The following is a 26,867-nucleotide window of genomic DNA, read 5'->3' on the forward strand; positions in this document are numbered from 1 at the left end:
CAGGCTGTGCCCGCAGACACCCGGAAGAGGAAAGCGGGTACCCATGAAGCCCCTCGCCGGTACGGCGATCATCGGGATCGGAAACGAGTTCAGACGTGATGACGGCGCGGGGTGGGCAACGATCGCGCTGCTGCGCGCACGGAGGGCGCGGCGGCCCCTCCCTCCCGGCACCGAGCTCGCACAGTGCGACGGAGATCCCGGCCGGCTGATCGGCCTGTGGGAAGGCAGGGCCCTCGCCGTCGTCGTCGACGCCTGCTTCCCGCCCGCGGCGCAGCCCGGGCGGACGCACCGGTGGTGCGCGACTCCCGGTGGGACGCCCCACCCGGCCGCCGCGGGCCGGCAGAGCACCCACGGCCTGGGGCTCGCCGAGGCCCTGGTCCTCGCCGAGCGCGTCGGGCGGGGCCCCGGCCGTCTCATCGTGTACGCGGTCGAGGGGGCGGACCGCTCGCTGGGCCCCGGGCTCACCCCGGCGGTGGCGGGAGCCCTGCCGCTGCTGGCCCGACGCATCGAGGCGGACGCCCACCGGCACGGCGATCGGACTCGCCGGACCGGGTTCGACCGCCTGAGCCCGCAGGTCTGACATGCTGCCGGATCCAGGCACGTGGAAACCGAGAGGTGCACCATGACCGACGCTTCGGACGCCGGAGCCGTCCCCGACCATCAGGCCGAGGCGGTCCTGGACCGCGACGGGCTGGACGCCCTCGTACGTGTCCTGAAGCGGCGCGGCCGCACAGTGATCGGCCCGACCGTCCGCGACGGCGCGATCGTCCTCGACGAACTGGACTCCGCCGACGCACTCCCCTACGGCTGGGGGGTCGAGCTGGAGGCCGGGCGGTACCGGCTCCGCCCCCGCGAGGACGGGGCGGCCTTCGCGCACAGCGCGGGACCCCAGTCGTGGAAGTCGTTCCTGCACCCGCAGCGCGTCCGCCAGTGGTCCGCGGACCGGGGTCCGGACGGTACTCCCGTCGTCCGCGAGGAGGAGCGGCCGGGCACGTCGTACGCGTTCCTCGGCGTGCGGCCCTGCGACCTGCGCGCCGTTCGGATCCTGGACCGGGTGATGGGCGCAGGCAGGTACCGGGACCCCACCTATCTGTCCCGGCGGACGGGTGCCTTCCTGATCGCGGCCGAGTGCACCGAGCCGGGTGCCACCTGCTTCTGCGTCTCCATGGGCGGGGGGCCGGCCGCCGACGCCGGGTATGACCTCGCCCTCACCGAGATCGTGGACGATGCGGGCCACCGCTTCCTGTGTCGGAGCGGGAGCGAGGAGGGCGCCGCGGTCCTCGCGGAACTGCCGCGGCGGAGCCCCGACGACGCCACCCGGACGGCCGCGGTCCGGGCCGTGGGCGCCGCCGCCGAACGCATGGGCCGCTCCATGCCGCCGGTGGACCTGCGCACCCTGATGCGGGACAATCTGGAGGCGGATCGCTGGGACGACGTCGCCGCCCGCTGCCTGAGCTGCGGCAACTGCACCATGGTCTGCCCCACCTGCTTCTGCACCACCACGGAGGACGTGACCGACCTGACCGGCGATCACGCCGAGCGCTGGCGCCTCTGGGACTCCTGCTACGACCTGGACTTCTCGCTCCTGCACGGCGGCCCCGTCCGGTCCTCTCCCCGCAGCCGCTACCGTCAGTGGCTCACCCACAAGCTGGGCACCTGGCACGACCAGTTCGACAGTTCGGGGTGTGTCGGCTGCGGCCGGTGCATCGTGTGGTGTCCCACGGGGATCGACCTCACCGAGGAAGCCCACGCCCTGCACCAGGAGGCCGCGCGGCGCGAGGACACGCCGTGACCGCGCATCCGGGTGGGCCTCCCGGCGAGGGCGTGCTCGCCGCGCTGACGGCGGAGCACCGCGGGAGGCTGATGGCCCTCGCCCGTGACGTCGCCCTTCCGGGCAGCACCCGGATCTTCGAGGAAGGGGAGGAGGCCGACCGCTTCTGGATCATTCGCTCGGGCACGGTCGCGCTCGACATCCACGTGCCCGGTCGGGGCCGTGCGGTCGTCGAGACCGTCGGCGCGGGCAGCCTGCTCGGCTGGTCCTGGCTGTGTCCCCCGCGCCAGTGGCACCTGGCGGCCGAGACCCGGGAGCCCGTCCGCGCCTGGGAGTTCGATGCCGACGCCGTCCAGGACCTGTGCGCCGAGGACACGGCACTGGGCCTGTCGCTGGTCACCGCCGTCGCCGAGACCATCGGCGACCGGCTGCGGGCCACCCGGACCCGGCTGCTGGACCTCTACGGACCGCCGGGACCGCCGGGACCGCCGGGACCGCCGGGACCGCGGGGAAGCGGAGCCGCACCGTGACGTCGGCACCGGTTCCCTGCCGCGTGGTGGACCGCCGCGACGAGACGCACGACACGGTCACGCTCGTGGTGGAGCCTGCCGGGGACGCCCTGGATCCCTTCGCACCCGGCCAGTTCGCGATGCTGTACGCGTTCGGCGTCGGCGAGATCCCGGTATCCGTATCCCGGATCGAGGGCGGCAACCGGCTGGCGCACACGGTGCGCGCCGTCGGAGCCGTCTCCCGCGCGTTGTACGGCCTGCGCAGCGGCGGGTGGGTCGGCGTGCGCGGTCCCTTCGGCACCGCCTGGGACACGGCCGCCGCTCACGGCAACGACCTGCTCGTCATCGCCGGCGGCATCGGGCTGGCCCCACTGCGTCCCCTCGTCGACACCGTTCTGGCCGACCCCCGCGCCTTCGGGCGGCTGAACGTCCTCGCAGGGGCCCGGACCCCCGCCGATCTGCTGTACACGGACGAGTTCCCCGGCTGGGAGAGGCCGTTCGGCGCCGTCACCGTCGACCGGCCCTCCAGCGGCTGGACCGGCCGGGTCGGCGTGGTCACCACCCTGCTGCGCGAGGCCCGGTTCACGCCGTCGGACACGGTGGCCTTCGTCTGTGGTCCCGAGGTGATGATGCGCGCGACCGCACGGGCACTGATCCACCGAGGGGTACGCCCCGACCGCATCCAGGTCTCCCTCGAACGCAACATGCGCTGCGCCACCGGCCACTGCGGGCACTGCCAGCTCGGGCCCCTCCTCCTCTGCCGCGACGGCCCGGTCGTCCGCTACGACCAGGCCGAACCCCTGCTCACCGTCCGGGAACTGTGAGATGAGCACCCCCACCCCACCCCAGCCTCCCGCCCGCCCCCGACTCGGCGTGTTCAAGCTCGCCTCCTGCGACGGCTGCCAGCTCACCCTCCTCGACTGCGAGGACGAACTGCTCGGCATCGCCGCCGAACTGGACATCGCCCACTTCCTGGAAGCGTCCGGCGACATCGCTCCCGGCCCCTACGACCTCGTCCTGGTCGAAGGGTCGGTCAGTACGCCCGAGCACCTGGAGCGTATCCGTCGCATCCGCGCGGATGCCCGCCACCTTGTCACCATCGGCGCCTGCGCCACGGCCGGCGGCGTGCAGGCGCTGCGCAACTACGCCGACGTCGAGGGGTACCTGGCGGCCGTCTACGCCCGCCCCGCATACATCGAGACGCTCGCGACGTCCACGCCGGTTTCGGCCCACGTGCCGGTCGACTTCGAACTGCGCGGCTGTCCCATCGATCGCGGTCAGCTCGTCGAGGTCATCACCGCGTTCCTCGCCGGGCGCAAGCCCGCCATCGCGAACCACAGCGTCTGCTTCTCCTGCAAGCGGCGTGGCAACGTCTGTGTCACCGTCGCCCATGGCACGCCCTGCCTCGGCCCCGTCACCCACGCGGGCTGCGGAGCCCTGTGCCCGACGTACGGGCGCGGCTGCTACGGCTGCTTCGGGCCGGCCGGAACCACGAACCTGCCCGCGCTGGTCCCGCTGATGCAGCGTGACGGGATGGGCGAGGAGGACATCGCCAGGTTCCTGCACACCTTCAACGTGACCGCCTTCACCGCCGTGGAGGAACAGGCGCAACCCGGCACGGCCGACGCGGAAGGACCCGGATGAGCGAGCCCACGCCCCCCGCCCGGGAGCTCCGCATCCCCTCCCTCGCCCGTGTCGAGGGCGAGACCGCGCTGCACCTGAGGATCCGCCACGGCACCGTCACCGAGGCGCGGCTCAGCATCTATGAACCGCCGCGGTTCTTCGAAGCCTTCCTCAGGGGCAGGGCGCACACGGAACCACCCGATCTCACCTCCCGGATCTGCGGGATCTGTCCCGTCGCCTACCAGATGAGTGCCTGCCGCGCCATCGAGGACGCGTGCGGCGTGGTCGTCGACGGACAACTGGCCGCCCTGCGCCGCCTGCTGTACTGCGGCGAATGGATCGAGAGCCAGACGCTGCACATCCACATGCTGCACGCACCGGACTTCCTCGGCGAGGATGATGTCATCGGTCTGTCCCGCTCCCATCTGGAGCACGTCAGGCGCGGACTGCGCCTGAAGCAGACCGGGAACGCCGTGGTCGAACTGCTTGGGGGACGGGCCATCCACCCCGTCAACGTCCGGCTCGGAGGCTTTCACCGCGCCCCGACCCGTGCTGAGCTCCGCCCCCTGGAGGAGCGGCTGCGCACCGCCCTCGACGACGCGTGGGACACGGTGCGCTGGGTCGCCGGCTTCGAGTTCCCCGACGCCGAGTGCGACGCCGACCTGCTCGCCCTCGCCGAGCCCGGCACCTACGCCATCGAGTCCGGCGTCCCCACCGTGCTCCCGTACGCCGCGACGCCCCCGCCGTACGGTTTCCCCCTGCGCGACTTCACCGCCCACGTGGCCGAGGAGCAGGTCCCCCACTCCACAGCCCTGCACTCCCGGCTGGACGGCCGCAGGCACCTCACCGGCTCGCTCGCCCGCTGGGCGGTCAGCGGCCATCTGCTGTCCCCGCTGGCGCTGGAAGCGGCACGGGCGGCCGGCCTCGGCGACCCCCCGTCGCGCGCGGGCACGGGGCGGGGGGAGGCCTGCAGGAACCCCTACCGCAGCATCCTCGTCCGGGCGGTGGAAGTCCTGTACGCGGTGGAAGAGGCGCTCCGGATCATCGCCGAGTACGAGCGTCCGGCCCGCCCGTACACAGAGGTACCGCCCCGGGCCGGCACCGGGCACGGTGCCACGGAGGCACCGCGCGGCCTGCTCTACCACCGTTACGCGCTCGACGGCGGGGGCCGGGTCACCGGTGCCCGCATCGTGCCGCCGACCGCCCAGAACCAGGGCGCCATCGAGGAGGACCTGCGTCGGCTGGTGCAGGCAGGGCTCGACCGCGGTGAGGGTTCCGAGGCCGAGCTCACGCGGCTGTGCGAGCGGGCCGTCCGCAACCACGACCCGTGCATCTCGTGTTCGGCCCACTTCCTGGAACTGGACATCCAACGCACCCACTGACGACGCCCCGGCGCGGCCGGCCGGCCACAGGTGGCGCGGCGTTCCCTCAGACCGGATTCGTGTCGTCGGTGGAGTATCCGAGACGCTGGGTCACCGAGACCACACCGTCCACGGTTCGGCAGAGGCGTTCGACGAGGGGGATGAGGCTCCTGAGGCCGACGGTCCCGTCCAGTTCCACCCGGCCGTCGGTGACGGTCACGGTGATGGCCGAGGGGCTCTGGCGCACGCCGAGTCCGAGCACCTCACCCATGATCTCGCGACGGATGTCCTCGTCGTCGCGGAGGAAGATCCGCAGCAGGTCCCGGCGGCTGACGATCCCGATCAGCACGTCCGAGCCGTCCACGACCGGGAGCCGCTTGACTCCCTGGGCCTCCATCAGCCTGGCGGCCTCGGCGACGGTCCAGTCCGGTCGGGCGCACACGGGCGGCGAGGACATCAGCTCCTCGGCGCGCGTACCCGCGGCCTTGTCCTCCTCCCAGGCCTCCCGTGCGGGAAGCGACCGGAAGTAGTCGCTCTGGCCGGCGGACTTCGGTAGCAGGTCCCGTTCCGAGATCACGCCGAGCGGCCGCCCCGCCGCGTCGACGACGGGAACGGCCGACACCCCGTGCTCCGTCAGGGTGCGCGCGACCTCCTTGAACGGAGCGCTGCTGGGGACGGTGACGACCTCGCGGGTCATCAGCTCGCGGACTTCACGATGCTTCATGTTCCTCTCCTACCGCTCGGAGGGCGTTGGGGCGCCGACCGACACGTCGTCCTGCGCGTAGTCGAGCCGGTTGACCACGTCGACGACGCCGTCGACGCTCTGGCACAGACGCAGCACGATCGGGACCAGGCTGCGCCGGCTCACGGTGCCGCTGAGGGTCACCAGCCCGTCGTCGACCTCGACGGTCAAGGACGACGGGCTGAGCCCGAGGGTGCGGGTCACCACGTCTTCGAGGATCTCCTCCTGGATCGCGTGGTCCCTGCGCAGGAAGAGCTGGAGCAGGTCGCTGCGGCTCAGGATGCCGACCAGCCGGCCGGCGGCGTCCACCACGGGCAGTCTCTTGACCTGCCGCCCCCGCATGACCCGCGCCGCCCGGACGGCGCTCCATTCGGTCCGGGCCGTGACGGCGGGGCTGGTCATGAGCTCGGCGGCGGTGTTCGTGCCGCTGCCGGGGCCCCGCTTGCGGAGCAGATCCGCTTCCGAGACGACGCCCACCGGACGTTCGGCCTCGTCGACCACGGGCACCGCGGAAATGTCGAACTCCTTGAGGAGCCTGGCGATCTCCTTGAACGGAGTGCCCCGTTGGACGCTGACCGCTGTCGGGGTCATCAGGTCGGCGACACTGCGGTGCCTCATTGCGCCCTCCCTCACGCGCGGACTTCGGTGTCGAGATGCACGGCCGTGGCGTCCACGACGCCTGGTACGGTCCGTGCGACACGCACCAGCACGTCCTTCAGCGCCGGGTCGGGGACGGAACCGCGCAGGTGCACGATGCCGTCGGCCACGTGGACCTGCACCACGGCCGATCCCGCGGGGATGAGCTTCGCCACGATCAGCTCCCGGAGTTCCTCGGCGATGTCGGCGTCGGGGCGGAGATAGATCTTGAGGAGGTCGCCCCGGCTGACCACGCCGATGAGGCGGCCGTCGCCGTCGACGACCGGGAGTCGCTTGAGGTGGCCGCGGGCCATCAGGCGGGCGGCGCCGGCGATGGTGGCGTCCTGGGTCACGGTGACCGCCGGTACGGTCATCAGCTGCCCGGCAGTGACGGCGCGGGACTCGTCCGCACCCTGGGCCTTGAGCAGCAGATCCGCTTCCGAGACCACGCCGGCCACCCGTCCTTCCTCCGACAGGACGGGCAGAGCGCTGATTCGCCACTGCCGCATGGCCCCCACGACCTCCTTGAACGGTGTTCTGCGATCGACGGAGATGACGGCGTGGGTCATGACGTCCTCGACGGTGCGAAGGTGCTTCATGATGCCTCCAGCGCGGCGTCCCGGCAGGTTCGAGCATGGACCCCCGTGCCCGTCGGAGGTAGGGCCGTCAGGGGGCCGTCCGGGACCGGTCGGCCCTGTTCTCCCGAAACCGGGCGTGCTGTCATGGAAGGGGCGGAAAGAGTTCCCGAGAGGATGTGGAGAAGCGGCTGGTGGCCGTGCACCGCACGATCGGGTTCCGCGAGAAGCGGGCGGGCTCTTTCCGCCCTTCGTCCTGTGCGCTCACTGCGCGGCACGGCGAGGGGCGGCGACCCCGGACAGGTCGTCGACCGCGTAGCCGAGGGCTTGGTCCACGCTGACGACCCCGTCGACCGACTGGCACAGTCGTTCGACGATCGGAATGGCCGACCGCTCCTCGACCCGCCCGCTCAACGAGACGACGCCTTGGCTCACGGTCACCGCAACCCCTCCCGGGGTCATCCTGAGGGTACGGCCCAGCACGTCGTCGACGATCTCGTCGCGGATGGCGTCGTCGTGGCGGAGCATGGGGCGCAGCAGGTCGGTGCGGCTGACGATGCCCACCAGGGTTCCGGTCTCGTCGACCACGGGCAGACGCTTGACGCCTCGCTCGTGCAGGAAGCGGGCCGTCTCGACGATGCCCCATTCCGGCCGGGCGGTCAGGACGGGGGCGGACATCAGATCGCCGGCGGTCCGGGCCTCCATGGGGGCCCGGACCGCGGATGCCGTGGCGTGCAGGGCGTCGCGCCCTTCGGTATCGGGCAGCCCGGCCTGCCTGCGCAGCAGGTCGGCTTCGGAGACGATGCCGACCGGACGGCGGCGGGGGTCCACGACGGGCAGGGCGGAGACCTCGTGGTCGTTGAGGCTCCGGGCGACTGTCTTGAGGGGCGCTTCGGGGCTCACCGTGGCCACGTTCCGGGTCATGACGTCTGCAACAGTGCGATGGGACATGGTCCGATCTCCTTGTGAGGGGCCGTCAGTCGTGGGCGACGACCGCGACGGGCGCAGCGGCGTGGTGCACCACCGCGTGGGCAGCGGACCCCAGATGCACGCCCAGAGGCGAGCGGCGCAGGCGTCGGCCCACGACGACCAGGTCCGCCCTTGCCGCGGCCTGGACGAGCCGCTCACCCGCGGATCCCTCGAACGCCTCGTGGGTGACGCTCACGGACGGGAACTTGTGGCGCCACGGCATCAGCATGTCGTCGAGCATCACGGTGACACTCCGGCCGACCTCCCGTTCGTTCTCCGGGTCGAAGAACGGTGCGTACCGGTACATCGACGGCATCTGCCAGCTGTGGATCGCACGCAGGGCGCAGCCGCGGCGCTCGGCCTCCTCGAAGGCGAACGCCAGAACCCTGTCCGCCGCCTCGTGGATGTCGACGCCTAGGACGATCTCCCCGTAGCGGGTGGGCCGGGCCTCCTCCGGCGTGTCCGACACGCGTACGAGCACCACCGGCGTCTCGGTGGCCACCAGTGTCGACAGGCTCACCGAACCGATGAGGAATCCGACCAGGCCTCCCACCCCTCGCGAGCCGAGGACGAGCAGTCCGGCGTCGGCCGCCTCCGCGGCCAGGGCTGCCGCGGGCCTGCCGGAGAGGCATCTCGTCGAGACGTCCAGCCCGGGATGCCGACGTCGCACGTCCTCCACCGCCTCGGCGAGCGCTTCGTCGGCCCAGCGGTCGGCCACTTCGCGGCCCGGCCGTGGCACCGCCGGGCTGATGAGCCAGTCGACGGCGTGGACGAGCCTCAGCGGTACGTCCCGCAGGGCCGCTTCCCGCGCCCCCCACCGGGCCGCCGCCCGACTCTCGGGCGAGCCGTCGATGCCGACGGTCACATGGTGCTTCATGACGTAAACCTCCTCGCGGTGCCGCGGACCAGCGGCTCTCCTCCAGCGTCACCCGCGGCGCGCCGACCGAGCAGGGGCCGAGTGGCCCCATGTGGGACCGATCAGCCCCGCCCCTGCCCACCACCGTGCGCGTCTCCCGCTCCCCGGACGGGGAGACGGGGCGAGCGCGATGGGCCTGTCGTCCCCGGCCGGGACCCGACCGGCCCATGCCCGGACGGCACGCGCCGGGTGACAGTGAGGGCACGGGGGACACGCCCTGCCGGTCGTGTCCCGGGCCACCGCACAGGGAGCGTGAGCCATGTTCTGGTACGACCACGGAATGGGCGGATGGGGCTGGGTCGCCATGTCGCTCGGCATGGTCCTCGTCGCGGCCCTGGCCGTCGCGGGAGTCGTCCTGCTCCTTCGCAGCGTCGACCGTCTCGCTTCGGGCCCGGCGCGGCCTCCGGCCACGCCGTCCGCCCAGCAGGTGCTCGCCGATCGGTTCGCCCGGGGGGAGATCGACGAAGAGGAGTACGAACAGCGTCTGGACACGCTGCGCGCGCACGGGCCGAGCCGAGGGCGACCGGGACCGAGAGAGAGCTGAACCGATCCCACCGGTACGGGGCGGGGCGGGGCGGGCCCGGCGTCGGCACCCGCCGCACAGAAGAGGAAACCGGAAGGCGGCATTCTGCCGCGCCTGAGTGATCAGCGACCCGACGGGCAGGAGTGGGTGAAGAAGCCGGTGGCAGGCATGGGCGTGTATGTGTACGACTTCAGCGAGGGCGACCGGGGCATGGCCGAGCTTCTCGGAAGCAAGGGCGCGAACCTCGCGGAGATGGCGGCCATGGGCCTGCCCGTACCGCCGGGCTTCACCATCACCGCCGAAGCCGGCGCCGTGCTCCTGGCCACCGGCGAGCCGCCGGAGGGCTTGGAAGAGGAGGTCGGCGAGCACCTGGCGGCGCTGGAGCGGGCTGCCGGCAAGCGGCTGGGACAGGTGGACAAGCCGCTTCTGCTGTCGGTCAGGGCGGGGGCCGGGCACTCCGTGCCGGGTGTGCCGGAGACGATCCTGGACATCGGCCTGAACGACCTGTCCGTGCTGGGGCTGGCCAGGATGCCCGATCGGGAGAGGTTCGGCTGGGATTCCTACCGGCGTCTCGTTCAGATGTTCGGCAGCACGGTCATGGGCGTCGAGAGTTCCGCGTTCGAGGACGCGCTCCGGCGCATCAGGGTCCAACACCGCGTCGCGGACGACTCCCGGCTGGACGCCTGCGACCTCATCCGGGTCGTGGAAACGTTCAAGGACCTCGTTCTCGAACGTACCGGCAGGGCGTTTCCGCAGGATCCGGCCGAGCAGTTGTGGCAGGCGGTCCTCAACGCGTTGCGCTCCGGGACGGCCGTCACCGTTCAGAGCATGGTCTTCGGCAATTCCGGAGCCGACTCCGGCAGCGGCGTCGTGTCTTGCGGCGGTCCGGCCGACGGCCGCCCCGGGCCGTACGGTACGTACCTCCCGAACGCCCAGGGCGAGGAGGTCGTCGCGGGCGCCCGCGAGAGCCTGCCGCTTCGGGAGCTGGCCACGCTGGACCCGGCGGCGTTCGATCGCCTGTGCACGTACGCGCAGCAGTTGGAGGAGCACTACCGCGACGTGTGCGACATCGAGTTCACGATCGAACACGGCAACCTGTGGCTGCTGGAGACCCGTGTCGGCCGGCGCCCGGCGTGAGCGCCCCCCGGGGGCGCGCGCCGAGCGCCGGCCGCTCACCGGCGGCCCGCCGACGGGTACCAGGCGGTGGGCGTGGCGGGCATGCCTGATCCGCCGTCGCGGGTGGGGCGCACCGCGAGCAGCTGGTCGACACCCATGCGGCGTTCGGTGAAGGCCAGGGAGGCGCCGGCCAGGTAGAGGCGCCACACCCGGCCGGTGGTCTCGCCGACGAGGCTCTCCACCTCGGACCAGCGGTCTTCCAGACGGGTGCGCCAGGCGTCGATGGTGGCCGCGTAGTGCTCGCGCAGGGACTCGACGGACCGGATCTCCAGACCCGCTGCCTCCAACAGGTCGGCGGTGCGTCCGACGGGGCGCATGTGCATGTCGGGCGCGATGTAGGTCTCGATGAAGGGCCCTCCGCCGGGTGCGTCGGCTCCGCGCGACATCTGCTGGATCAGGAGCCGGCCCTCGGGGCGCAGTGCGTCGTGCAGCTTGGCGGCGAAGGCCGGGTACTCGGTGTCGCCCACGTGTTCGCCCATCTCGACGGCGGCAGCCGCGTCGTGGCCCCCGCCGTCGATGTGGCGCCAGTGCCGCAGCTGGACCTCCACCAGTCCGGCCACGCCCTCGCGCACGACCCGCGCGGCGACGAAGTCCCGCTGCTGCCGCGACAGGGTGACCGCGGTGACGCGCACCCGGTGTTCCCGGGCGGCGTGCACGGCCAGGGAGCCCCAGCCGCACCCGACGTCCAGCAGCCGGTCGCCGGCCCCCAGCCCGAGCTTGCGGCAGATCAGCTCCAGCTTGTCCCGCTGGGCCTCGGCCAGGCCGTACGAGGCGTCCGCGGGCCGGGCCCAGTAGGCGCACGAGTATGCCATCGACTCGTCGAGCAGCAGCGCGTAGAAGTCGTTGGACACGTCGTAGTGGTGGCTGATCGCGGCGCGGTCCCGGGAAGAGCTGTGCAGGCGGCCGGTCAGCCGTGCGCGCCCGTCGGGTCGGCGCGGCGGCAGAGAGGCCGCGCCCAGGGAGACGGCGAGCGCTGCGGCCGACGCCATCCGGGCCGGCCGCGGTCGTGTGATGCCCTGGTCGCGGACAGCCCGACGGGCCTGGGAGAGAGCGCCGGCGAGGTCGCCCTCGACATCGAGGTCGCCGCTGATGTAGGCCTCGGCCAGACCCAGTTCGCCGGGCTGCCAGAGCAGTCGGCGCAGGGCGTCGGGGGAGCGCAGCACGACCACGGGCGCGTCGGCGGGTCCGGACTCGGCGCCGTCCCAGTCGCGCAGCCGTACCGGGAGGGGGCCGGTGAAGAGGTGGCCCATCAGAGCGGTCAGGCGTTCGGCCGCGGGCTTCATCGGTGGTCTCCTGCGGCGAGGAGGGGCCGGCGGGCGCCGCCGGCGACCGCACGGGAGAGCCTGGCCCGCCCCGCGGGGCGGGGAAGCGCACGCCGGTGGGCCCGGCTGCCGAGGCGTCCGCCCGCCCCGTACGGGGTCCTCCCGCGCGAGATCGTCCACACGCCGGCGGCGGCCGGCCCCGCCCCGCCGGTGTCCGCCGCTTTCCGGTGTTCCGCCACTGCCGCTCCCGCCACTCGACACGCCGCTGGTGAGCGGCTGGTTCACCCGTACTTCGCAGCCGAGGGCCGGGCGGATTGCCGGTGATGCGGTGCGGTCGGGTGGTCGGGTGGTCGGGTCGTCGGGTCGTCGGACGGTCGGGCCGTCGGGCAGTCGGGCGCGGTGCGGGCCGGCTCACCCGGGCGGCGTGGCGAGCTGCGAGGCCAGGGCCTCGGCCGGTGGGAAGGCGGCGCCCACCGCGGTGACATGCTTCCCGTGCAGGCGGCTGTCCGCGTCGAGTCGACCGGGCGAGGCGCCCGGGTGAGGCGCCCGGGCCGGGGAGGGGCCAGAAGCCACCGTGCTCGCGTACGGCTCCCTTCGGCTACCCGTCGCGCCGGTGCAGCAGCAGGCTGCCGACCAGCAGCGCCGCCGCGGCCCACGCCCCGAGCACGCCCAGGCCGGCCCATGGGCCGATGGGCGGCTCGTGCAGATGGACGGTGGTTTGGACCGAGAGTCCGGCGGTCATGGGCGAGATCTGCTGGAGGTGCCGCTGCCACGCCGGGTCGTTGACCACATGGGTGACGAGCGGGAAGAGGTAGAGCAGCCCGAGCACGATCCCGATCGCGGTCGCCGCCTCCCGTACCGCCGTCGCCACGCCGAGGCCGAGCAGGGCGATCAGGACGAGGTAGAGGACCGAGCCCACGGCCGCGCGCAGGGTCGGGCCGTCGGCCAGGGAAAGCGGGGCATAGCCGTGCGCCTCGGTGAATCCGTTGCCGGGCAGGATGGAGCGGCCGGCGAGGAGGGAGACCAGGACGGCAGGCGTCCCGGAGGCGAGGACGACCGCGGTGAGGATCGTCACCTTGGCGGCGAGTACGGTGATCCGGTTCGGCACCGCAGTGAGCGTGGTGCGGATCATCCCGGTGCCGTACTCGCCGCTGACGGCCAGCACCGCGAGAACGGCGATGACCGCCTGCCCGACGGTGACGCCGGTCAGGGCGAGCTTGACGGCGTCCTGGCCACACCCCGCGTCCGGGCACGTCACGGCCTTGGCGGTGCCGCAGCCGACGGCCACGGTCAGTGCGACGGCGAGCAGAAGCAACCTGCCCGTTTCCCCTGCGGTGCGCAGCTTTGTCCACTCGGCGCGCAGGGCGCGGCCGAAGCCCCCTCGCCACGAGCCGTCCGCCGCACGCGCGCGTCGTGCACCGCCCATGAGGCTCATACGTCCCTCCCCCGCAGTCGCACCACGGCCACACCGAAGGCGAGCGCGGCGTATCCGCACGACACGGCGAGGCCGGCCCACGGAGACAGCGGGTAGTAGCCGGTCGACGGTTCGTACACGCTGAGCACCTGCGCGTACTGCGGCAGCGTCTGCTGGACGGCGAAGCCCGCAGCCGGGGTCACCCGCAGCAGCCACTCCGAGACACCCGGGGGCAGTACCCCGGAGGTGGCTAGCAGGAAGGGCAGCACGATCGAAGCGATGACCAGGGCGACCGCCGTGCCGCTGCGCCGCAGCACGGCACCGACGCCGAGAGCGAGCACGGCGGCGGCTGCGCAGAGCAGGCCGGTTCCGATCATGACGCGCGCTTCGATCGCCGATGTGACGGGGAAGACTCGAAAGCCCCTGCCGCGTGCGCCGTGTTCCCCGACGGGAATGGTGATCGCGGCGGCCACCAGGCCGATGGCGAACGCGATGCCCCCGGCCACCAGCGCCTTGGCGCCGAGCACCCGGCCCCGCAGGGGAGTTGCCGCCACGGTCGTACGCAGCAGACCACGCCGATACTCGCCGGTGATGAACACCGTGCCCACGGCGATCACCACGATCAGCCCGGCGAAGGTGCCGACGAGGAAGTTCTCGACGGAGAAGCCGACGCCCATGACGGGCCCGCCGACGACCGGCGCGATGTCACCGGCCCCGGTCACGGTGAACCCGCCGCCGTCGGTCTGCGTGAAGCCGCCCTCAGTGGTGTTCGTGTAGCTGCCGGACGTGCCCGCGTCGCCGCCCACTTGTGTACCGCTCCACGCACCCGGGGACCAGCGCCCGGTGAGGCCGGGGCGGCCGAAGGCGGCGGTGGCCACGGCGGGGCTGAAGCCCGTACCCGCCGCGGTGTCCTGCTTCGCCTCCGGTGACGTGGCGAAGAGCCCGGCCTGCACGGTGCGCGCAAGCCCAGGCAGCTTCGCATGGCCGACCCAGGTCCACTGGGAGCCGTCGGTGGAGGCGTAACCGGTGAGGCTGTCACCGGAGCGGACCAGCCGAAGCCAGCGCGGGGACTCCGGGGTGACCCCGTCGGACGGGCCCGCCGTGTCGTGCGTGTAGTCGTACTGCATGCGCACACCGTGACCACCGGTGGCCATGACCGCCGCGTACGGCGATCCCTGGGTGAGGCTTTCCTTCACGATGATCCCTGCCTTCGCCCAGGGCTGGGCGCCCTGGACCGTCGCGCCGATCCCGGTGTCGGCCGCACCGGTCAGGGACCGCAGGGGAACGGTGAGGGCGCCGTCACCGGTGAGTGTCCTGTGGACGAAGTAGAAGCTGTCATTGACGGCCTCGCCGCCGGGGCCCTTCGGATACGAGGCGGAGTCGGCGCCGCGACCGCCGGGAGCGGGGGCGGCCGTGCCGAGCAGGCCGACCACGATCGTCACCAGGAGCGCCCCCGCCATGGCGAGAACCCAGCCGGGTACCGTACGGAACTTCGTCCACTCGGCGTGCAGCGTTCTGAGGAACCCGCCCCGCTCGGCGCGCTCCGTGGCCGGGGGGCGAGGGGTGAGGGCGGCGGTCATCGCGCGGCCTCCCCCGCCGGGATGCCCCGGTACTCCACCGCGTCCCGGGTGAGCTCCATGTACGCCTCTTCGAGCGTCGCCCGGTGCGCGGACACCTGGGAGAACGGCACCCCGTTCCGGGCGAGCAGGGCGACGATCTCCTCGTCGGGCAGGCCCGTGACGCCGAGGGTGTCGGGGCCGGTGGTGAGGACGGCGGCGCCCGCGCCGTGCAGCACCTGAGCGGCGCGCGCAGGTGCGGAGGTACGCAGGGTGACCCGGCCGCCGGACGCCTCGGCGAGCAGGTCGGACACGCTGGTGTCCGCGACGACCCGGCCGCGACCGATCACCACGAGATGGTCCGCGGTGTCTTCGAGTTCGCTCATCAGGTGACTGGAGACCAGGACGGCGCGGCCCTGCCGGGCCAGCTCCGCCAGGAAGCCGCGCATCCACACGATGCCGTCGGGGTCGAGGCCGTTGAACGGCTCGTCCAACATGACCACCGGCGGGTCACCGAGCAGCGCCGCCGCGATCCCCAGGCGCTGGCGCATGCCCAGCGAGAAGCCGCCGGCCTTGCGCCGGGCCGCTGTGCCCAGGCCGGCCTGATCGATGACCTCGTCCACCCGCCGGGCCGGCACGCCCTGTGAGTGGGCCAGCCACAACAGGTGGTTACGGGCGGTGCGGCTCGGTTGCAGCGCGGAGGCGTCGAGCAGTGCCCCCAGATGTCGAAGCGGGCGCCGCAGGGTGCGGTACGGCACCCCGCCGACCAGGGCCGATCCCTCAGCTGCGTCAAGGCCCAGGATCACGCGCATGGTGGTGGACTTGCCCGCGCCGTTCGGGCCGACGAAGCCGGTCACCCGTCCGGGCCGCACGGTGAACGTCATCCCGTCCAGAGCCAGCCGCGGCCCGAAGCGCTTGCGCAGACCGATGACCTCGATCGTCGCCTTCGTACTCTCATCGCTCATGGACGCCACCCTGCGACGGAGCGCGTGACAGCGGCCGAACGGCCTCTGTCATCTCGCTGTTAGGTGCCTCGGCTTAGCCTGGCCCGGTACGTGTCCCGGTGCAGTGGCGAGAGGGAGCATACGGATGAACTGGGGTCCGCCCCGACGGCTCGCGGGCCTGACTGCCCGGCTCGGCCTGCGCCGTGGCACTGTCCGCACCCGCTTCACCGCCTTGTACGCGACGCTGTTCCTGCTGTCGGGAACGGGGCTGCTCGCCATCGCGGCCCTGGTGGCATCCGGCGGATCGCGCTCCAGTCAGACCGCCCCCGATGGTGGCACCGATCAGCGAGCCACGGCGGCACAGGCCCAGGCCCGCATCGACGGCCTGGAGCAGCAACTGGCCCAGGCGCACGACACGCAGTCCCGGCAGATCCTGCTCGGCTCCGCCATCGCCCTCTGCGTCATGGCGGTGATCTCGGTCGGCCTCGGCTGGTTCGTCGCAGGCCGGGTGCTGCGCCCGCTGCGGGTGATGACAGCGGCCACCCGCCGGATCACCGCCGACAGCCTGCACGAACGCCTGGCCATCGGCGGCCCCGGCGACGAGGTGAAGGACCTCGCCGATACCATCGACGATCTCCTCGGCCGCCTGGAGAACTCCTTCGATGCGCAGCGCCTCTTCGTCGCGAACGCCTCCCACGAGCTGCGCACCCCGCTCACCACGATGCGGGCCTCCCTGGACGTGGCCCTCGCCAAGCCGGGCCCGGTGCCCGAGACCACGGCCACGCTGGCCGCCCGGATGCGCGCCGAACTCGACCAGGTGGACCGGCTGCTGGAGGGTTTCCTCGTCCTGGCTCGCACCCAGCACGGCGAGTTCACCGACTCGGCGCGCCTCCCCCTCGGCCAACTAGCGCTGACTGCCCTGACCGGCCGGGCGAAGGACATTGCGGCCAAGGACCTGACCGTGCGGGAGAACCGGATCGACGGCTCCGCGTGGGTGTGGGGCAGCCAGACGCTGCTGCGCCGTGCGGTCGACAACGTGGTCGACAATGCGATCGCGCACAACGACCCCGGGGGATGGATCGGTGTCGCGGTAGGGGCCGAAGGAGACGGCGCAGGCGCAGTGTCCCTCGTCGTCGAGTCCAGTGGACCGGTCCTCGACCAGCGGCGAGTGGCGGACCTCGGGCAGCCCTTCCGCCGCCTTGGCGCCGACCGGACCGGCAGCGGCCGGGGAAGCGGCCTCGGCCTCTCCATCGTCGCCGCCATCACCCGGGCCCACCATGGCACCCTGGACCTGCGCGCCCGCCCCGACGGCGGCCTGCGCGTCACCGTCACCCTCCCCCGTACGGACGGCAGGGCGACGGCGGAAACTCCCCACACGGAGAGGGGAGTGGTGCGGTGAGAGTCCTGGTGGTCGAGGACGCCCGCCCCCTCGCGGAAGTCATTGCCGAGGGACTGCGCGACCAGGGCATGGCCGTGGACATGGCCCACGACGGGCTCGACGCCGCGGCCAAACTGGACGTCAACGCGTACGACGTCGTCGTGCTCGACCGCGACCTGCCGGGCATCCACGGCGACACCCTCTGCCAAATGATCACCGAGCGGGACGGTCGCGTGATGGTCCTGATGCTGACCGCCGCCGACTCGCCCGGCGACCGCGTCAGCGGCCTGACCCTGGGCGCCGACGACTACCTCGCCAAGCCCTTCCACTTTCCCGAACTCGTCCTGCGCATCCGCGCCCTGGCCCGCCGCCGGCCCGCCGCCCGCTCCCGCACCCTGAGCAGCGCGGGCATCGAACTCGACCCGACCCGCCGCACCGCCAGCCGCGACGGCCGCCAACTCGACCTTTCCATCAAGGAATTCGCGGTGCTCGAAGCCCTCCTGAACGCAAGCCCCGCCTTCCTCAGCACGGAGAACCTCCTCGAACAGGTCTGGGACGAACACGCCGACCCGTTCACCAACACCGTCACGGTGACCATCAGCCGTCTGCGCCGCAAACTCGGTGCCCCTCCGGTCATCGCCACCACGCCCGGCGTGGGGTATCGGATCACCGACCCAGCCGTCCCGGCAAACTGAGCAGCCACCAGGGGCCGGCGACCCGCGAGCGGAGGCGGTGCCCCGTGCGCCCGACCTCAGCGGTCGGCTCCGCGGGGGCCATCGTTCGGCACGAGCGCCCGCCGGCCCGCGGGGGTGCGGACCGCCCGTCGGAGGCTCGCACACCCGCGGGCCGGTCCCCGACCGCCGTCGCATGCGGCCGACCACCTGCGGCGGGTGCCACCGTGCGGGCCCGCCCCTCAGCGCGGGGAGCGGGCGGCACCGGGCGAGGGCAGCGGCTCGGACCCGCCGGCCCCCGGTGGGCACGGCCGCCGTCGGATGCGGCCCCTCACGAGAACGAGGACGGTCGCCGCTCCGTAGGCGATGTTGCTCAGGGCCGGCTGGTAGCCGAAGGTCGGGCCGAGGACGTAGACGGCGGCGCCCGCCAGGGGGATGCCGAGCCATTCCCAGCGGCCGTCGAGGGCGACGAGGGCGATCAGCAGCAGCGCGTACCAGGAGTAGCCCGGAGTGAGGAGGACGAAGGACCAGCCGGTGACCTGCAGGGCGCCGCTCCAGGGGCGCTGCGGATCGCCGCGCCGGATGACGTGGAGGGACACGGCCGCGACGATGACGAGCAGTACGGGAAACGCCCAACTGTCGGGCAGGACCAGTCGCAGGAGCGAGTAGCGGGATCCGGCCGAGGGGTCGTCGTAGCCCTCCTCCTCGACGTAGCCGCCGAGGTATCCGAAGACCGAGCCGTGCGACAGCAGGACGTAGGGCAGGTAGGAGAGCAGGGTGAACGCCGCCACCGGCAGCAGCACCGCGACCGCGTCGCGCAGGCGCCGGACCCCCGACAGCGCACCGGGAAGGACGACGGCAGGCATCAGCTTCGTCGCGACCGCGGCGCCGATCAGCACGCCGCCCGCCGCCCGCCCGGCCAGGGCCCGGGACGCGACGAGGCCGAGTCCGGCGACCGTGAGGAGCACGCCCAGCACGTCCACGTGCGCGTTGTTGACCGCCTCCAGCGGAACGGCCGGACACCAGGCCCAGTACGCCGCCGTGCGCAGGTCGTCGCCGCGCCGTCGCAGGACCAGGAGGACGGCGCCCGTGACGCCGAGGGAGATCAGGGCGGCACCGGTCTGGAGCGGCTTGTGCCGGGCGCCCTCGGGGGACAGCCGGTCGACGGCCAGGAAGTACGCCTCGGCGACGGGCGGGTAGATGGTGTGGACGGCGGGTCGGTTGATGCGCGTGCAGTGGCCCGTGCCCTCGGCGGACGGGATGCGGGCGAGGTCGGGGCCCTGGCAGGCGGCCCCGGTGGGGAAGAGCCAGGGGTCGCGCAGCCGGGCGAGAGCCGGGTCCTGCGGAGGATGGTCGTACGGGGAGACGCCGGCCGACTGGACACGGCCGTCCCAGGCATAGCGGTAGGAGTCGGTGCTGGTCCGCGGGGGAGCCAGCAGGCCGGTCACCGTGACGGCGACCGCCCCCGCGAGAATCAGCCCCGCGACACGGCGGGGCGGGACCCGGCGCAGCGCGAGCAGAGCGACCGCGAAGAGCGCCCAGCAGACCGCGTACCACCCGAAAAGTCCGCCGGGATTGCTGAAGTAGCCCCCGTACATGACGGTGAGGGCGAGCACCGCCGTGAGTGCGGCGAGGGCGAGGGCGGTGGTCACGAGTGCGGCGCGAGAGGAGATGGCGGTAAGGGGTTTCACCTGCGGAAGCGTTCCAGGTATCGGCCCGTCCGGGGGCCTCGCCACCTCGGACGTCCGTGTTTCGTAAGGTGTTCCGGCCACCTGCGCGGCCCTCGCCGGGGGTGTGATGGGGGCATGCGTTGGACTTTGAATTCCGGGCCGCCCGTCACCTTCAAAGGGCGCCTGCACGATGCCCGTACCGCGACCGCGATCGGCCGCTGGCTCGGCCTGGCCATGGTCGTCTGCTTCGCGACCGGTGTGCTGAGCCACTACCTTCAGCACCCGCCGGGCTGGCTGGCCGACCGGCTGCCGAGCCGCCCGTACTGGGGCTACCGGCTCACCCAGGGACTCCACGTGGCGTCCGGGATCGCGGCCGTCCCGTTGCTGCTGGCGAAGCTGTGGGCCGTCTACCCGCGGCTGTTCGCGTGGCCGCCGGTCCGCTCGCTGCGCCACGCCCTGGAGCGGATCTCCGTGGCCGTCCTCGTCGCGGCCGCACTGTTCGAACTGTTCACCGGGCTGCTGAACACTTTCCAGTGGTACCCCTGGCCCTTCAACTTCGTTCCCGTGCACTACGCGGTCGCCTGGCTCCTGCTCGGATCGCTGCTCCTGCACCTGGCCGTGCGATGGCCGCAGATCCGCGACCACTTCACCCGTCGATCCCCCGGAACTCTGGCCCTGCCCGCCGCCGACGGTCCGGACCGGCGCCAGCTCCTCCTCGGTGTCACCGCCGCGGTCGGAGCGGTGACGGTCACCACCGCCGGACAGTCCGTCACCGCACTCGGCGCACTGGAGCTGTTCGGCCCGCGCAGCCCCGCCCACGGGGTGCAGGGGCTGCCCGTGAACCGGACGGCGGCAGCCGCGCGCGTCTCCCGGGCCTCGCTGGCCGACTGGCGGCTGACCGTGGACGGGCCGCGCCCGTACACCCTCACGCTGGAGGAACTGCGCGCCATGCCCCAGCACCACGCGACCCTGCCCATCGCCTGCGTCGAGGGCTGGAGCAAGTCCGCGCGGTGGACCGGGGTACGGGTACGGGACCTCCTGGAGAGGGCCGGCGGTGGCCCCGGTGCGCGGGCCCGCGTGGTCTCGGTGGAGGAGGCGGGCGCCTACCGGGTCATGGAGATGGGCCGGCACTACGCGCAGGATCCGCTCACCCTGCTGGCGTTGCGGCTGAACGGCGAGGTGCTGTCCCTGGACCACGGCTATCCGGCACGGATCATCGCCCCGAACCGGCCCGGTGTTCTGCAGACCAAGTGGGTCGGCCGGCTGGAGGTCGTGTGATGGGCATCCGGTACGCGGTGGGAGTCTCGGGGGCCATGTGTGCGGCCTGGGGAGGCTGGCTGCTGCTCCAGCAGCGCGAGCCGTGGCGGATCGCCGTGTGGCTCGGGGGAGCGGTCGTGGTGCACGACGGACTCGTCGCGCCGCTCGTGCTGGCCGTCGCCGCACTCGTCGGCGCGGTCGGGCTGCGATTGCGCGGTGTCGTGCGCGGAGCCCTGATCGTCGCGGGCTCCCTGACCGCGATCGCGCTTCCCCCGCTGCTGCGTCCGGCAGGCGTGGCCAACCCCACCGTGCTCCCGCTCGACTACCTGCGCAACTGGCTCCTCCTCATGGCGGCCATCGCGGTGCTGACCGCGGCGTACACCGGTGTGCGCGCCATGGTGGGCAGGGTCCGCCGCGCGGGCCGCTGAGGACCGGCCGGCGCGGAGAAACCGGGGGTGGAATCCGTACCACTGCGGATTCCGCCCCCGGCTTCCCCCTGCGGTCCACCGGTCAGTGCGTCAGGTGCACGAAATGCCGGCCCGCCACCTGCCAGGTGTCGTACGGGGTCCAGCCCGCAGCCCCCGCCTCTGCCCGCAGGGCGCGGGTCCCGAGCCGCGCCCACCAGAAGGAAGCACCGCGGCCGCCCGCGCCGTCCTCGACGGAGACCTCCACGCGCTCGTCCACGTCGGAGGAGGCCGCCTCGACCAGCAGGGAGCCGCCGGGCGCGGTCAGTTCGGCCGCCCGGCGCAGCAGGGCGGCCGGGTCGCCGCCGATGCCGATGTTGCCGTCCATGAGCAGGACCGTGCCCCAACCGCCCTCACGGGGAAGCGGGTCGAAGACGGACCGGCACAGCGCGCTGCCGCCCGCCCGCACGGTGCGCGTCACCGCCTCGGGAGTGACGTCCACACCGAGCGCGGTGTGTCCCAGTCCGGCGAGCGCGGCGACCAGACGGCCCGGTCCGCAGCCGATGTCGAGGACGGGCCCGGTGCACCGGGCCAGCACGGTGTGGTCGGCCGCGTCGGGCTCGGCGCACCACCGCTCGACGTCCAGGGGGAGCAGCCAGCCGTCGTGACGCCGGAGGTAGAGCGGGCCCTGCCCGGCGCGCAGCGCGTCGGCGTACGGGTCGGCCTGCCAGGCCCGCGCGGCCGGCTCGGTGAGCTGGGCGGTCATCGTGTCACCGCACACAGTCCGGCGTGCAGCGCGGCGAACCGGGTCCCCGGCGCGGCCGCGGCCACCCGCTGCGCGTCGTCGGGGGTGTCCACGTCGCAGAGCTCGGGGAGGTCCCGTACGGTCAGCCCCGCGCCGGTCAGCCGTTGCCGTTGCACCTCACCCGTGTGAGCCGCCGACATGGGGACGCCGAGCAGGAGCGCCGGGTCGGGTGCGGCCAGGCCGAGCGCCCAGAACCCGCCGTCGTCGGCGGGCCCGAACCAGGCGTCCGCCTCCGCGAAGTCGAGCCCGAGCGCGAGCAGGCCGGGGGCCACCTGCGGGGTGTCCATCCCGATCAGCAAGGCGGGCCCCGCCGCCAGGGCGAAGGCTGCCGCCAGCCGCACGTCCAGGCCTCCCGTGCACTGGGGGACGACCTCGATGCCGGGCGGGACCCAGGGCCCGGGCTCTCCGTCCAGGACCAGGACGCGGCGCCGGGCCGGCGTCGCCAGGACCGCCGCGAGGGTGTCCTCCAACGCGGCACACGCCAGGTCGGCGGCCTGCTGCGGGGTGAACTGCGCGGTCAGCCGGGTCTTCACCCGCCCGGGGACGGGAGCCTTGGCGATGACGAGGACGGTGCTCATGCGGAGATCCCCTCGGTCGGTGCGCCGTGGGTGACCGGTGGCTCGGCCAGGACCCGGCGCATGTCGCGCACGGCGTGCCAGGTGCCCCGCCAGGTCCCCGTCACCTTCGACTTGCCGGAGCGCGGCAGGTAGGGGACATCGGTCTCGGCCACCCGCCAGCCGGCGTCGGCGGCCCGTACGACCATCTGGAGCGGATAGCCGCTGCGCCGGTCCGTCAGCTCCAGGCCGAGCAGTGCCTCGCGGCGCGCGACCCGCATCGGGCCGAGGTCGTGCAGGCGCAGGCCGGTCCGGTGGCGCAGCATCCGGGACAGCGCGATGTTTCCGGCCCGCGCGTGCGCGGGCCAGGCGCCGCGTCCCTGTGGGCGGCGGCGGCCGAGCAGCAGGTCCACCTCGCCGGCGGCGACCCGCTCGGCCATCGGGGCGAGCAGGCCGGGGTCCATGGAGGCGTCGCAGTCGCAGAAGCAGACGAACTCGGCGCGGGCGGCACGCAGCCCGGCGTGGCAGGCGGCGCCGAAACCGCGCCGGGCCTCGTGGACGACGGTGGCGCCGAGGGAACGGGCGATGTCGGCCGAGCCGTCGGAGGAGCCGTTGTCGACGACGATGGCCCGCCAGCCGGACGGCACCCGCGCCAGAACCCAGGGCAGTGCCTCGGCCTCGTCGAGGCAGGGAAGTACGAGGTCCGCGCGGGGCGGACGAGCAGAAGGAGTCACCCTCCACACCGTAGGAACCGGAAGGCGCCCAAAGGCGCCCGAAGACCTTACGAAACGCGGACGCCGTGCCGTACGGCGGACGGCCCGGCTCCGGACGTCGCGGCGTGGTGCACCCTGGGGGCATGGCAATCAGCAACGAAACCGGGCCCGGCCCCGGTGACGGCACGGGCCGCGTCCTGGTCGTGGACGACGATCCGACCGTCTCCGAGGTCGTGGCCGGCTATCTGGAGCGGGCCGGATTCACCGTGCACCGTGCCGACGACGGCCCGGCCGCCTTGGAGAGCGCCGCGCGTCACCGTCCCGACCTGGTCGTCCTGGACCTGATGCTGCCCGGTATGGACGGCTTGGAAGTCTGCCGCCGGCTGCGTGCGAGCGGGAGCGGAAGGCCTTCCGTCCCCGTGGTCATGCTCACCGCGCGCGGCGACGAGGACGACCGGATCCTGGGCCTGGAGGTGGGTGCGGACGACTACGTGACCAAGCCCTTCAGCCCGCGGGAGCTGGTCCTGCGCGTGCGGTCGGTCCTGCGCCGCAGTTCCTCGACCGCTCCGGCCGACGAACCGTTGCTGGTGGTCGCGGGCCTCACCGTGGACCCCGCGGCCCGTCGTGCGACGCGGGACGGAAGGGAGCTGGCGCTGACCCTGAGGGAGTTCGACCTGCTCGTGTACTTCCTGCGGCACCCGGGCCAGGTCTGCGACCGGGAGCGGCTGATGCGCGAGGTCTGGGGCTGGGACTACGGCGACCTCTCCACCGTGACCGTGCACGTCCGCCGACTGCGGAGCAAGATCGAGAAGGATCCGGCCGACCCCCGGCTGATCCGGACGGTATGGGGCGCCGGATACCGGTTCGAGGCGGGACCTCGTCCGTCCGGTGACGCGCCGGACCCGGCCCGGACGGAGGACGGCCGTGGGTGACCTGCTGCTGATAGCCCTGTACGCCTTCCTCGGCGCGGCGGCCGCGGGACTCCTCGGCGCCCTCGCGCTGCGGATACTGCGGCGGCGCAGCGTCGCCGTCTCCCTCGCGGTCGTCGCCGCGGTCGCGGTGTCCGCGATGCTCGCCGGCACCCTCATGGTGGCGTGGGCCATGTTCCTGTCCTCCCACGACCTGGCCGTGGTGACCACGGTCGTCGCGATGGCCGCCGCCGTATCGCTGGGAACGGCGCTGCTGCTGGGCCGCCAGGTGGTGCTGCGCTGTCGGGAACTCGTCGGCGCCGCTCGCGACTTCGGAGAAGAAGGCACCTTCCGGGTCCCCCTGGTGCCGGCCCCCGCCGAACTGGCCGCGCTGAGCCGCGAACTGGCCCTCACCAGTGACCGGCTGCTGGCCTCACGCGAACGCGAGCGGGCCCTGGAGACCTCCCGGCGTGAGCTCGTGGCCTGGATCTCCCACGACCTGCGGACCCCGCTGGCGGGGCTGCGCGCGATGTCGGAGGCGTTGGAGGACGGAGTGGTGGCCGACCCCGCCCGCTACCACCAGCAGATGCGCGCCGAGGTGGAGCGCCTCAACTCCATGGTCACCGACCTCTTCGAGCTGTCCCGGATCCATGCCGGCGCGCTCTCCCTCAGCCCCACCCGCATGTCCCTGTACGACCTGGTCGGTGACGCGCTGGCGGGCGCGGACGCACTCGCCCGCGAGCACGGGGTGCGCCTGGCCGGCGGCAGCGTCGCCCCGCTGCCGGTGGAGGTCGACGGCAAGGAGATGACCCGAGTGCTGTCGAACCTGCTGGTCAACGCCATCCGTCACACCCCGGCCGACGGGACGGTCGCCGTCGCCGCCGAACGCCGCGCGGACGCGGTGGTGCTGTCCGTCACCGACGCCTGCGGCGGCATCCCCGAGGAGGACCTGCCCCGCGTCTTCGACACCGGATGGCGAGGCTCCCCGGCGCGTACGCCCCCTTCGGGCGCGGGCCTCGGTCTGGCCATCGTCCGGGGCATCGTGGAGGCGCACTCGGGCCACGCGGACGTGCACAACGTGCCCGGCGGGTGCCGCTTCGAACTGACCCTCCCGGCCCCCGCGTAGAGCGCACCGGGCGGGAGCGGGAGGGGCTTCGCCGGAACCCTGCGGAGCCCGCCCCCGAGCACGCCCGAGCCCGCCGGGGATCACGGGACCGCCCGCGTACCGGCGACGCGCGGCCGAACGTCCTCGACGCCGGCGGCCGGACGCCCACGGTGCCCGGCGGGCGCGGAACCGGCCGGCCGCGCCGGCCGGTTCCGGCATCAGCCGGGCAGGCCGGCCGATGCGCGCTGACCCGCCCGTGCGAACTCGGCCATGCCGTCGGTGAAGTCGACCACCGGGCGCCAGCCGAGCTCCTCGCGCAGCCGTGCGGAGTCGGCGGTGATGTGCCGGACGTCGCCGAGTCGGAACTCGCCCGTGACCACCGGGGCCGGTCCGCCGTGCGCCGAGGCCAGCGCGGCGGCCATCTCGCCGACCGTGTGCGGATCCCCGCTGCCGGTGTTGTACGCCGTCAGGGCACCCGCCGGCCGGGTGCCGGCGGCCTCCAGCGCCACCGCGTTCGCCGCGGCCACGTCCCGGACGTGGACGAAATCTCGGCGCTGGGCGCCGTCCTCGAAGACCCGCGGGGCCTCGCCGCGGGCGAGAGAGGAGCGGAAGAAGGACGCGACGCCGGCGTACGGGGTGTCGCGGGGCATGCCCGGCCCGTACACGTTGTGGTAGCGCAACGACACCGCACGGCCCTCCACGCAGCGGGCCCAGGACGCCGCCAGGTGCTCCTGCGCCAGTTTCGTCGACGCGTACACGTTGCGCGGATCGGTCGCCGCGTCCTCGCCGACCAGACCCGGCGTCAGCTCGGCCCCGCAGTCGGGACAGCGGGGTTCGAACCGGCCGGCCGCCAGGTCCTCGGTCCGGCGTGCTCCGGGGCGCACCGTTCCGTGCCTTTCGCACGTGTACCGACCCTCGCCGTAGACCACCATCGACCCGGCGAGGACGAGTTCCCGGACCCCCGCCCCCGCCATCTCGGCCAGCAGGACCGCCGTGCCGAGGTCGTTGCAGCCGACGTACGCGGGGGCATCGGCGAAGTCCTTGCCGAGGCCGACCATCGCCGCCTGGTGGCACACCGCGTCCACTCCGCGCAGCGCTACCCGGACGGCGTCCGCGTCCCGTACGTCGGCGTGGACGAACTCGGCCTCGGGCAGGGGCGGGGTACCGGGGTGGGCGGCGGGCAGCAGGGCGTCGAGGACGACGGGCTCGTGCCCACGGTCGGTGAGGGCGGTGACGATGTGGGAGCCGATGAACCCGGCCCCTCCGGTGACGAGTACGCGCATGCTCCGGACGCTACGCAGTGCGGGGCCGCCGGGGCACCTCCCACGCGCGGACGTAAGAGTTCCGTCATACGGGTGCCGGGGATCCGCCCGCGGTGCGGGGCCGGTCGGGGGACGCGGTCGCGCAGCCGCTGATGGCCCCGGC

General features: G+C 73.3%; 28 protein-coding genes and 1 pseudogene. 14 read left to right on the forward strand and 15 right to left on the reverse strand.

Features of this window, described 5'->3' with window-relative positions; genetic code table 11:
* Nucleotides 1-43 precede the first annotated feature (43 nt).
* From R4Z63_RS29470 to R4Z63_RS29495, 6 genes are read left to right on the forward strand one after another with little or no spacing between them, the layout of a single operon-like run.
* Nucleotides 44-580: a hydrogenase maturation protease gene (locus R4Z63_RS29470; protein WP_384448502.1), complete on the forward strand. Its 537-nt coding sequence runs from the start codon at nt 44-46 to the stop codon at nt 578-580.
* A 42-nt stretch (nt 581-622) separates the two neighbouring features.
* Nucleotides 623-1,792, forward strand: a complete 1,170-nt coding sequence (locus R4Z63_RS29475; protein WP_037916745.1) for a 4Fe-4S dicluster domain-containing protein — start codon at nt 623-625, stop codon at nt 1,790-1,792.
* On the forward strand, nt 1,789-2,301 hold the full coding sequence (locus tag R4Z63_RS29480) for a cyclic nucleotide-binding domain-containing protein (protein WP_384448505.1): 513 nt from the start codon (nt 1,789-1,791) through the stop codon (nt 2,299-2,301). The genes R4Z63_RS29475 and R4Z63_RS29480 overlap by 4 nt, the downstream gene beginning before the upstream one ends.
* Nucleotides 2,298-3,104, forward strand: coding sequence for an FAD/NAD(P)-binding protein (locus tag R4Z63_RS29485; protein ID WP_384448508.1), 807 nt, complete (start codon nt 2,298-2,300; stop codon nt 3,102-3,104). Before R4Z63_RS29480 ends, R4Z63_RS29485 begins: the two co-directional genes overlap by 4 nt.
* 1 nt (nt 3,105) lies before the next feature.
* On the forward strand, nt 3,106-3,924 hold the full coding sequence (locus R4Z63_RS29490) for an NADH-quinone oxidoreductase subunit B family protein (RefSeq protein ID WP_384448511.1): 819 nt from the start codon (nt 3,106-3,108) through the stop codon (nt 3,922-3,924).
* A complete protein-coding gene (locus R4Z63_RS29495; RefSeq protein ID WP_384448514.1) occupies nt 3,921-5,285 on the forward strand; it encodes a Ni/Fe hydrogenase subunit alpha in 1,365 nt (454 codons plus the stop codon). The genes R4Z63_RS29490 and R4Z63_RS29495 overlap by 4 nt, the downstream gene beginning before the upstream one ends.
* 46 nt (nt 5,286-5,331) lie before the next feature.
* On the opposite strand, the gene R4Z63_RS29500 is transcribed toward R4Z63_RS29495, so the two are convergent.
* The 5 genes from R4Z63_RS29500 to R4Z63_RS29520 form a co-directional block, all read right to left on the reverse strand.
* Nucleotides 5,332-5,988: a CBS domain-containing protein gene (locus R4Z63_RS29500; protein ID WP_384448517.1), complete on the reverse strand. Its 657-nt coding sequence runs from the start codon at nt 5,986-5,988 to the stop codon at nt 5,332-5,334.
* A gap of 9 nt (nt 5,989-5,997) precedes the next feature.
* Nucleotides 5,998-6,624: a CBS domain-containing protein gene (locus tag R4Z63_RS29505; RefSeq protein ID WP_384448520.1), complete on the reverse strand. Its 627-nt coding sequence runs from the start codon at nt 6,622-6,624 to the stop codon at nt 5,998-6,000.
* A gap of 11 nt (nt 6,625-6,635) precedes the next feature.
* Complete coding sequence (locus tag R4Z63_RS29510; RefSeq protein WP_384448523.1) at nt 6,636-7,241, reverse strand: CBS domain-containing protein; 606 nt, start codon at nt 7,239-7,241, stop codon at nt 6,636-6,638.
* A gap of 240 nt (nt 7,242-7,481) precedes the next feature.
* On the reverse strand, nt 7,482-8,168 hold the full coding sequence (locus R4Z63_RS29515; protein WP_384448526.1) for a CBS domain-containing protein: 687 nt from the start codon (nt 8,166-8,168) through the stop codon (nt 7,482-7,484).
* A 25-nt stretch (nt 8,169-8,193) separates the two neighbouring features.
* On the reverse strand, nt 8,194-9,063 hold the full coding sequence (locus tag R4Z63_RS29520; RefSeq protein ID WP_384448529.1) for a universal stress protein: 870 nt from the start codon (nt 9,061-9,063) through the stop codon (nt 8,194-8,196).
* Nucleotides 9,064-9,361: 298 nt separating this feature from the next.
* Between R4Z63_RS29520 and R4Z63_RS29525 the strand changes: the two genes are divergently transcribed.
* Together R4Z63_RS29525 and R4Z63_RS29530 are read left to right on the forward strand one after the other, a co-directional pair.
* Entirely contained in the window at nt 9,362-9,646 is a 285-nt protein-coding gene (locus tag R4Z63_RS29525) for an SHOCT domain-containing protein (protein ID WP_037916767.1), read from the forward strand.
* Between the two features lie 147 nt (nt 9,647-9,793).
* Nucleotides 9,794-10,759 (forward strand): annotated as a pseudogene (locus tag R4Z63_RS29530) (PEP/pyruvate-binding domain-containing protein); the annotation flags it as partial.
* A 38-nt stretch (nt 10,760-10,797) separates the two neighbouring features.
* Here the strand turns inward: R4Z63_RS29530 and R4Z63_RS29535 are convergent.
* From R4Z63_RS29535 to R4Z63_RS29555, 5 genes are all read right to left on the reverse strand, one after another.
* Nucleotides 10,798-12,084: a class I SAM-dependent methyltransferase gene (locus R4Z63_RS29535; RefSeq protein WP_384448532.1), complete on the reverse strand. Its 1,287-nt coding sequence runs from the start codon at nt 12,082-12,084 to the stop codon at nt 10,798-10,800.
* A 390-nt stretch (nt 12,085-12,474) separates the two neighbouring features.
* Nucleotides 12,475-12,636, reverse strand: coding sequence for a hypothetical protein (locus tag R4Z63_RS29540; RefSeq protein ID WP_384448535.1), 162 nt, complete (start codon nt 12,634-12,636; stop codon nt 12,475-12,477).
* Between the two features lie 25 nt (nt 12,637-12,661).
* Nucleotides 12,662-13,498: an ABC-2 transporter permease gene (locus R4Z63_RS29545; protein ID WP_384448538.1), complete on the reverse strand. Its 837-nt coding sequence runs from the start codon at nt 13,496-13,498 to the stop codon at nt 12,662-12,664.
* A complete protein-coding gene (locus tag R4Z63_RS29550; protein WP_384448540.1) occupies nt 13,495-15,057 on the reverse strand; it encodes a DUF1349 domain-containing protein in 1,563 nt (520 codons plus the stop codon). Before R4Z63_RS29550 ends, R4Z63_RS29545 begins: the two co-directional genes overlap by 4 nt.
* A complete protein-coding gene (locus tag R4Z63_RS29555) occupies nt 15,054-15,998 on the reverse strand; it encodes an ABC transporter ATP-binding protein (protein ID WP_384448543.1) in 945 nt (314 codons plus the stop codon). Before R4Z63_RS29555 ends, R4Z63_RS29550 begins: the two co-directional genes overlap by 4 nt.
* A 124-nt stretch (nt 15,999-16,122) precedes the next feature.
* On the opposite strand from R4Z63_RS29555, the gene R4Z63_RS29560 reads away from it, so the two are divergent.
* Both R4Z63_RS29560 and R4Z63_RS29565 read left to right on the forward strand, forming a co-directional pair.
* On the forward strand, nt 16,123-17,376 hold the full coding sequence (locus R4Z63_RS29560) for a HAMP domain-containing sensor histidine kinase (protein WP_384448546.1): 1,254 nt from the start codon (nt 16,123-16,125) through the stop codon (nt 17,374-17,376).
* Nucleotides 17,373-18,050: a response regulator transcription factor gene (locus R4Z63_RS29565; RefSeq protein ID WP_384448548.1), complete on the forward strand. Its 678-nt coding sequence runs from the start codon at nt 17,373-17,375 to the stop codon at nt 18,048-18,050. The genes R4Z63_RS29560 and R4Z63_RS29565 overlap by 4 nt, the downstream gene beginning before the upstream one ends.
* Before the next feature lie 218 nt (nt 18,051-18,268).
* On the opposite strand, the gene R4Z63_RS29570 is transcribed toward R4Z63_RS29565, so the two are convergent.
* Entirely contained in the window at nt 18,269-19,717 is a 1,449-nt protein-coding gene (locus R4Z63_RS29570) for a glycosyltransferase 87 family protein (RefSeq protein ID WP_384448551.1), read from the reverse strand.
* Nucleotides 19,718-19,831: 114 nt separating this feature from the next.
* Between R4Z63_RS29570 and R4Z63_RS29575 the strand changes: the two genes are divergently transcribed.
* Together R4Z63_RS29575 and R4Z63_RS29580 are read left to right on the forward strand one after the other, a co-directional pair.
* Nucleotides 19,832-20,974, forward strand: coding sequence for a molybdopterin-dependent oxidoreductase (locus tag R4Z63_RS29575; RefSeq protein WP_052030094.1), 1,143 nt, complete (start codon nt 19,832-19,834; stop codon nt 20,972-20,974).
* On the forward strand, nt 20,974-21,381 hold the full coding sequence (locus R4Z63_RS29580; protein ID WP_037916776.1) for a hypothetical protein: 408 nt from the start codon (nt 20,974-20,976) through the stop codon (nt 21,379-21,381). The genes R4Z63_RS29575 and R4Z63_RS29580 overlap by 1 nt, the downstream gene beginning before the upstream one ends.
* An 82-nt stretch (nt 21,382-21,463) precedes the next feature.
* Here the strand turns inward: R4Z63_RS29580 and R4Z63_RS29585 are convergent, their stop codons facing one another.
* The 3 genes from R4Z63_RS29585 to R4Z63_RS29595 are packed head-to-tail and all read right to left on the reverse strand — an operon-like array spanning nt 21,464 to nt 23,450.
* The gene (locus R4Z63_RS29585; protein WP_384448555.1) at nt 21,464-22,123 is read right to left on the reverse strand and encodes a class I SAM-dependent methyltransferase; all 660 of its coding nucleotides are present in this window, start codon (nt 22,121-22,123) and stop codon (nt 21,464-21,466) included.
* Nucleotides 22,120-22,740 (reverse strand): TIGR04282 family arsenosugar biosynthesis glycosyltransferase, encoded by a 621-nt coding sequence (locus R4Z63_RS29590; RefSeq protein WP_384448558.1) that lies wholly within the window; start codon nt 22,738-22,740, stop codon nt 22,120-22,122. Before R4Z63_RS29590 ends, R4Z63_RS29585 begins: the two co-directional genes overlap by 4 nt.
* Nucleotides 22,737-23,450 (reverse strand): glycosyltransferase family 2 protein, encoded by a 714-nt coding sequence (locus R4Z63_RS29595; protein ID WP_037916780.1) that lies wholly within the window; start codon nt 23,448-23,450, stop codon nt 22,737-22,739. Before R4Z63_RS29595 ends, R4Z63_RS29590 begins: the two co-directional genes overlap by 4 nt.
* A 122-nt stretch (nt 23,451-23,572) precedes the next feature.
* Between R4Z63_RS29595 and R4Z63_RS29600 the strand changes: the two genes are divergently transcribed.
* Together R4Z63_RS29600 and R4Z63_RS29605 are read left to right on the forward strand one after the other, a co-directional pair.
* Nucleotides 23,573-24,361 (forward strand): response regulator transcription factor, encoded by a 789-nt coding sequence (locus R4Z63_RS29600; protein ID WP_384448561.1) that lies wholly within the window; start codon nt 23,573-23,575, stop codon nt 24,359-24,361.
* A complete protein-coding gene (locus R4Z63_RS29605; RefSeq protein WP_384448564.1) occupies nt 24,354-25,463 on the forward strand; it encodes a sensor histidine kinase in 1,110 nt (369 codons plus the stop codon). The genes R4Z63_RS29600 and R4Z63_RS29605 overlap by 8 nt, the downstream gene beginning before the upstream one ends.
* Nucleotides 25,464-25,660: 197 nt before the next feature.
* Here the strand turns inward: R4Z63_RS29605 and R4Z63_RS29610 are convergent, their stop codons facing one another.
* A complete protein-coding gene (locus R4Z63_RS29610) occupies nt 25,661-26,725 on the reverse strand; it encodes an NAD-dependent epimerase/dehydratase family protein (protein WP_037916786.1) in 1,065 nt (354 codons plus the stop codon).
* Nucleotides 26,726-26,867: the final 142 nt, after the last annotated feature.

It is taken from the genome of Streptomyces sp. PL-29 (assembly GCF_058344425.1).

What these genes read in the sequence shown, in the direction of transcription:
- R4Z63_RS29490 (WP_384448511.1), top strand. Translation starts at nt 3,106, where the DNA reads ATGAGCACCCCCACCCCACCCCAGCCTCCCGCCCGCCCCCGACTCGGC.
- R4Z63_RS29600 (WP_384448561.1), top strand. Translation starts at nt 23,573, where the DNA reads ATGGCAATCAGCAACGAAACCGGGCCCGGCCCCGGTGACGGCACGGGC.
- R4Z63_RS29500 (WP_384448517.1), bottom strand. Translation starts at nt 5,988, where the DNA reads ATGAAGCATCGTGAAGTCCGCGAGCTGATGACCCGCGAGGTCGTCACC.
- R4Z63_RS29470 (WP_384448502.1), top strand. Translation starts at nt 44, where the DNA reads ATGAAGCCCCTCGCCGGTACGGCGATCATCGGGATCGGAAACGAGTTC.
- R4Z63_RS29525 (WP_037916767.1), top strand. Translation starts at nt 9,362, where the DNA reads ATGTTCTGGTACGACCACGGAATGGGCGGATGGGGCTGGGTCGCCATG.
- R4Z63_RS29585 (WP_384448555.1), bottom strand. Translation starts at nt 22,123, where the DNA reads ATGACCGCCCAGCTCACCGAGCCGGCCGCGCGGGCCTGGCAGGCCGAC.
- R4Z63_RS29580 (WP_037916776.1), top strand. Translation starts at nt 20,974, where the DNA reads ATGGGCATCCGGTACGCGGTGGGAGTCTCGGGGGCCATGTGTGCGGCC.
- R4Z63_RS29475 (WP_037916745.1), top strand. Translation starts at nt 623, where the DNA reads ATGACCGACGCTTCGGACGCCGGAGCCGTCCCCGACCATCAGGCCGAG.
- R4Z63_RS29495 (WP_384448514.1), top strand. Translation starts at nt 3,921, where the DNA reads ATGAGCGAGCCCACGCCCCCCGCCCGGGAGCTCCGCATCCCCTCCCTC.
- R4Z63_RS29555 (WP_384448543.1), bottom strand. Translation starts at nt 15,998, where the DNA reads ATGAGCGATGAGAGTACGAAGGCGACGATCGAGGTCATCGGTCTGCGC.
- R4Z63_RS29610 (WP_037916786.1), bottom strand. Translation starts at nt 26,725, where the DNA reads ATGCGCGTACTCGTCACCGGAGGGGCCGGGTTCATCGGCTCCCACATC.
- R4Z63_RS29590 (WP_384448558.1), bottom strand. Translation starts at nt 22,740, where the DNA reads ATGAGCACCGTCCTCGTCATCGCCAAGGCTCCCGTCCCCGGGCGGGTG.
- R4Z63_RS29560 (WP_384448546.1), top strand. Translation starts at nt 16,123, where the DNA reads ATGAACTGGGGTCCGCCCCGACGGCTCGCGGGCCTGACTGCCCGGCTC.
- R4Z63_RS29535 (WP_384448532.1), bottom strand. Translation starts at nt 12,084, where the DNA reads ATGAAGCCCGCGGCCGAACGCCTGACCGCTCTGATGGGCCACCTCTTC.
- R4Z63_RS29515 (WP_384448526.1), bottom strand. Translation starts at nt 8,168, where the DNA reads ATGTCCCATCGCACTGTTGCAGACGTCATGACCCGGAACGTGGCCACG.
- R4Z63_RS29505 (WP_384448520.1), bottom strand. Translation starts at nt 6,624, where the DNA reads ATGAGGCACCGCAGTGTCGCCGACCTGATGACCCCGACAGCGGTCAGC.
- R4Z63_RS29520 (WP_384448529.1), bottom strand. Translation starts at nt 9,063, where the DNA reads ATGAAGCACCATGTGACCGTCGGCATCGACGGCTCGCCCGAGAGTCGG.
- R4Z63_RS29510 (WP_384448523.1), bottom strand. Translation starts at nt 7,241, where the DNA reads ATGAAGCACCTTCGCACCGTCGAGGACGTCATGACCCACGCCGTCATC.
- R4Z63_RS29575 (WP_052030094.1), top strand. Translation starts at nt 19,832, where the DNA reads ATGCGTTGGACTTTGAATTCCGGGCCGCCCGTCACCTTCAAAGGGCGC.
- R4Z63_RS29550 (WP_384448540.1), bottom strand. Translation starts at nt 15,057, where the DNA reads ATGACCGCCGCCCTCACCCCTCGCCCCCCGGCCACGGAGCGCGCCGAG.
- R4Z63_RS29545 (WP_384448538.1), bottom strand. Translation starts at nt 13,498, where the DNA reads ATGAGCCTCATGGGCGGTGCACGACGCGCGCGTGCGGCGGACGGCTCG.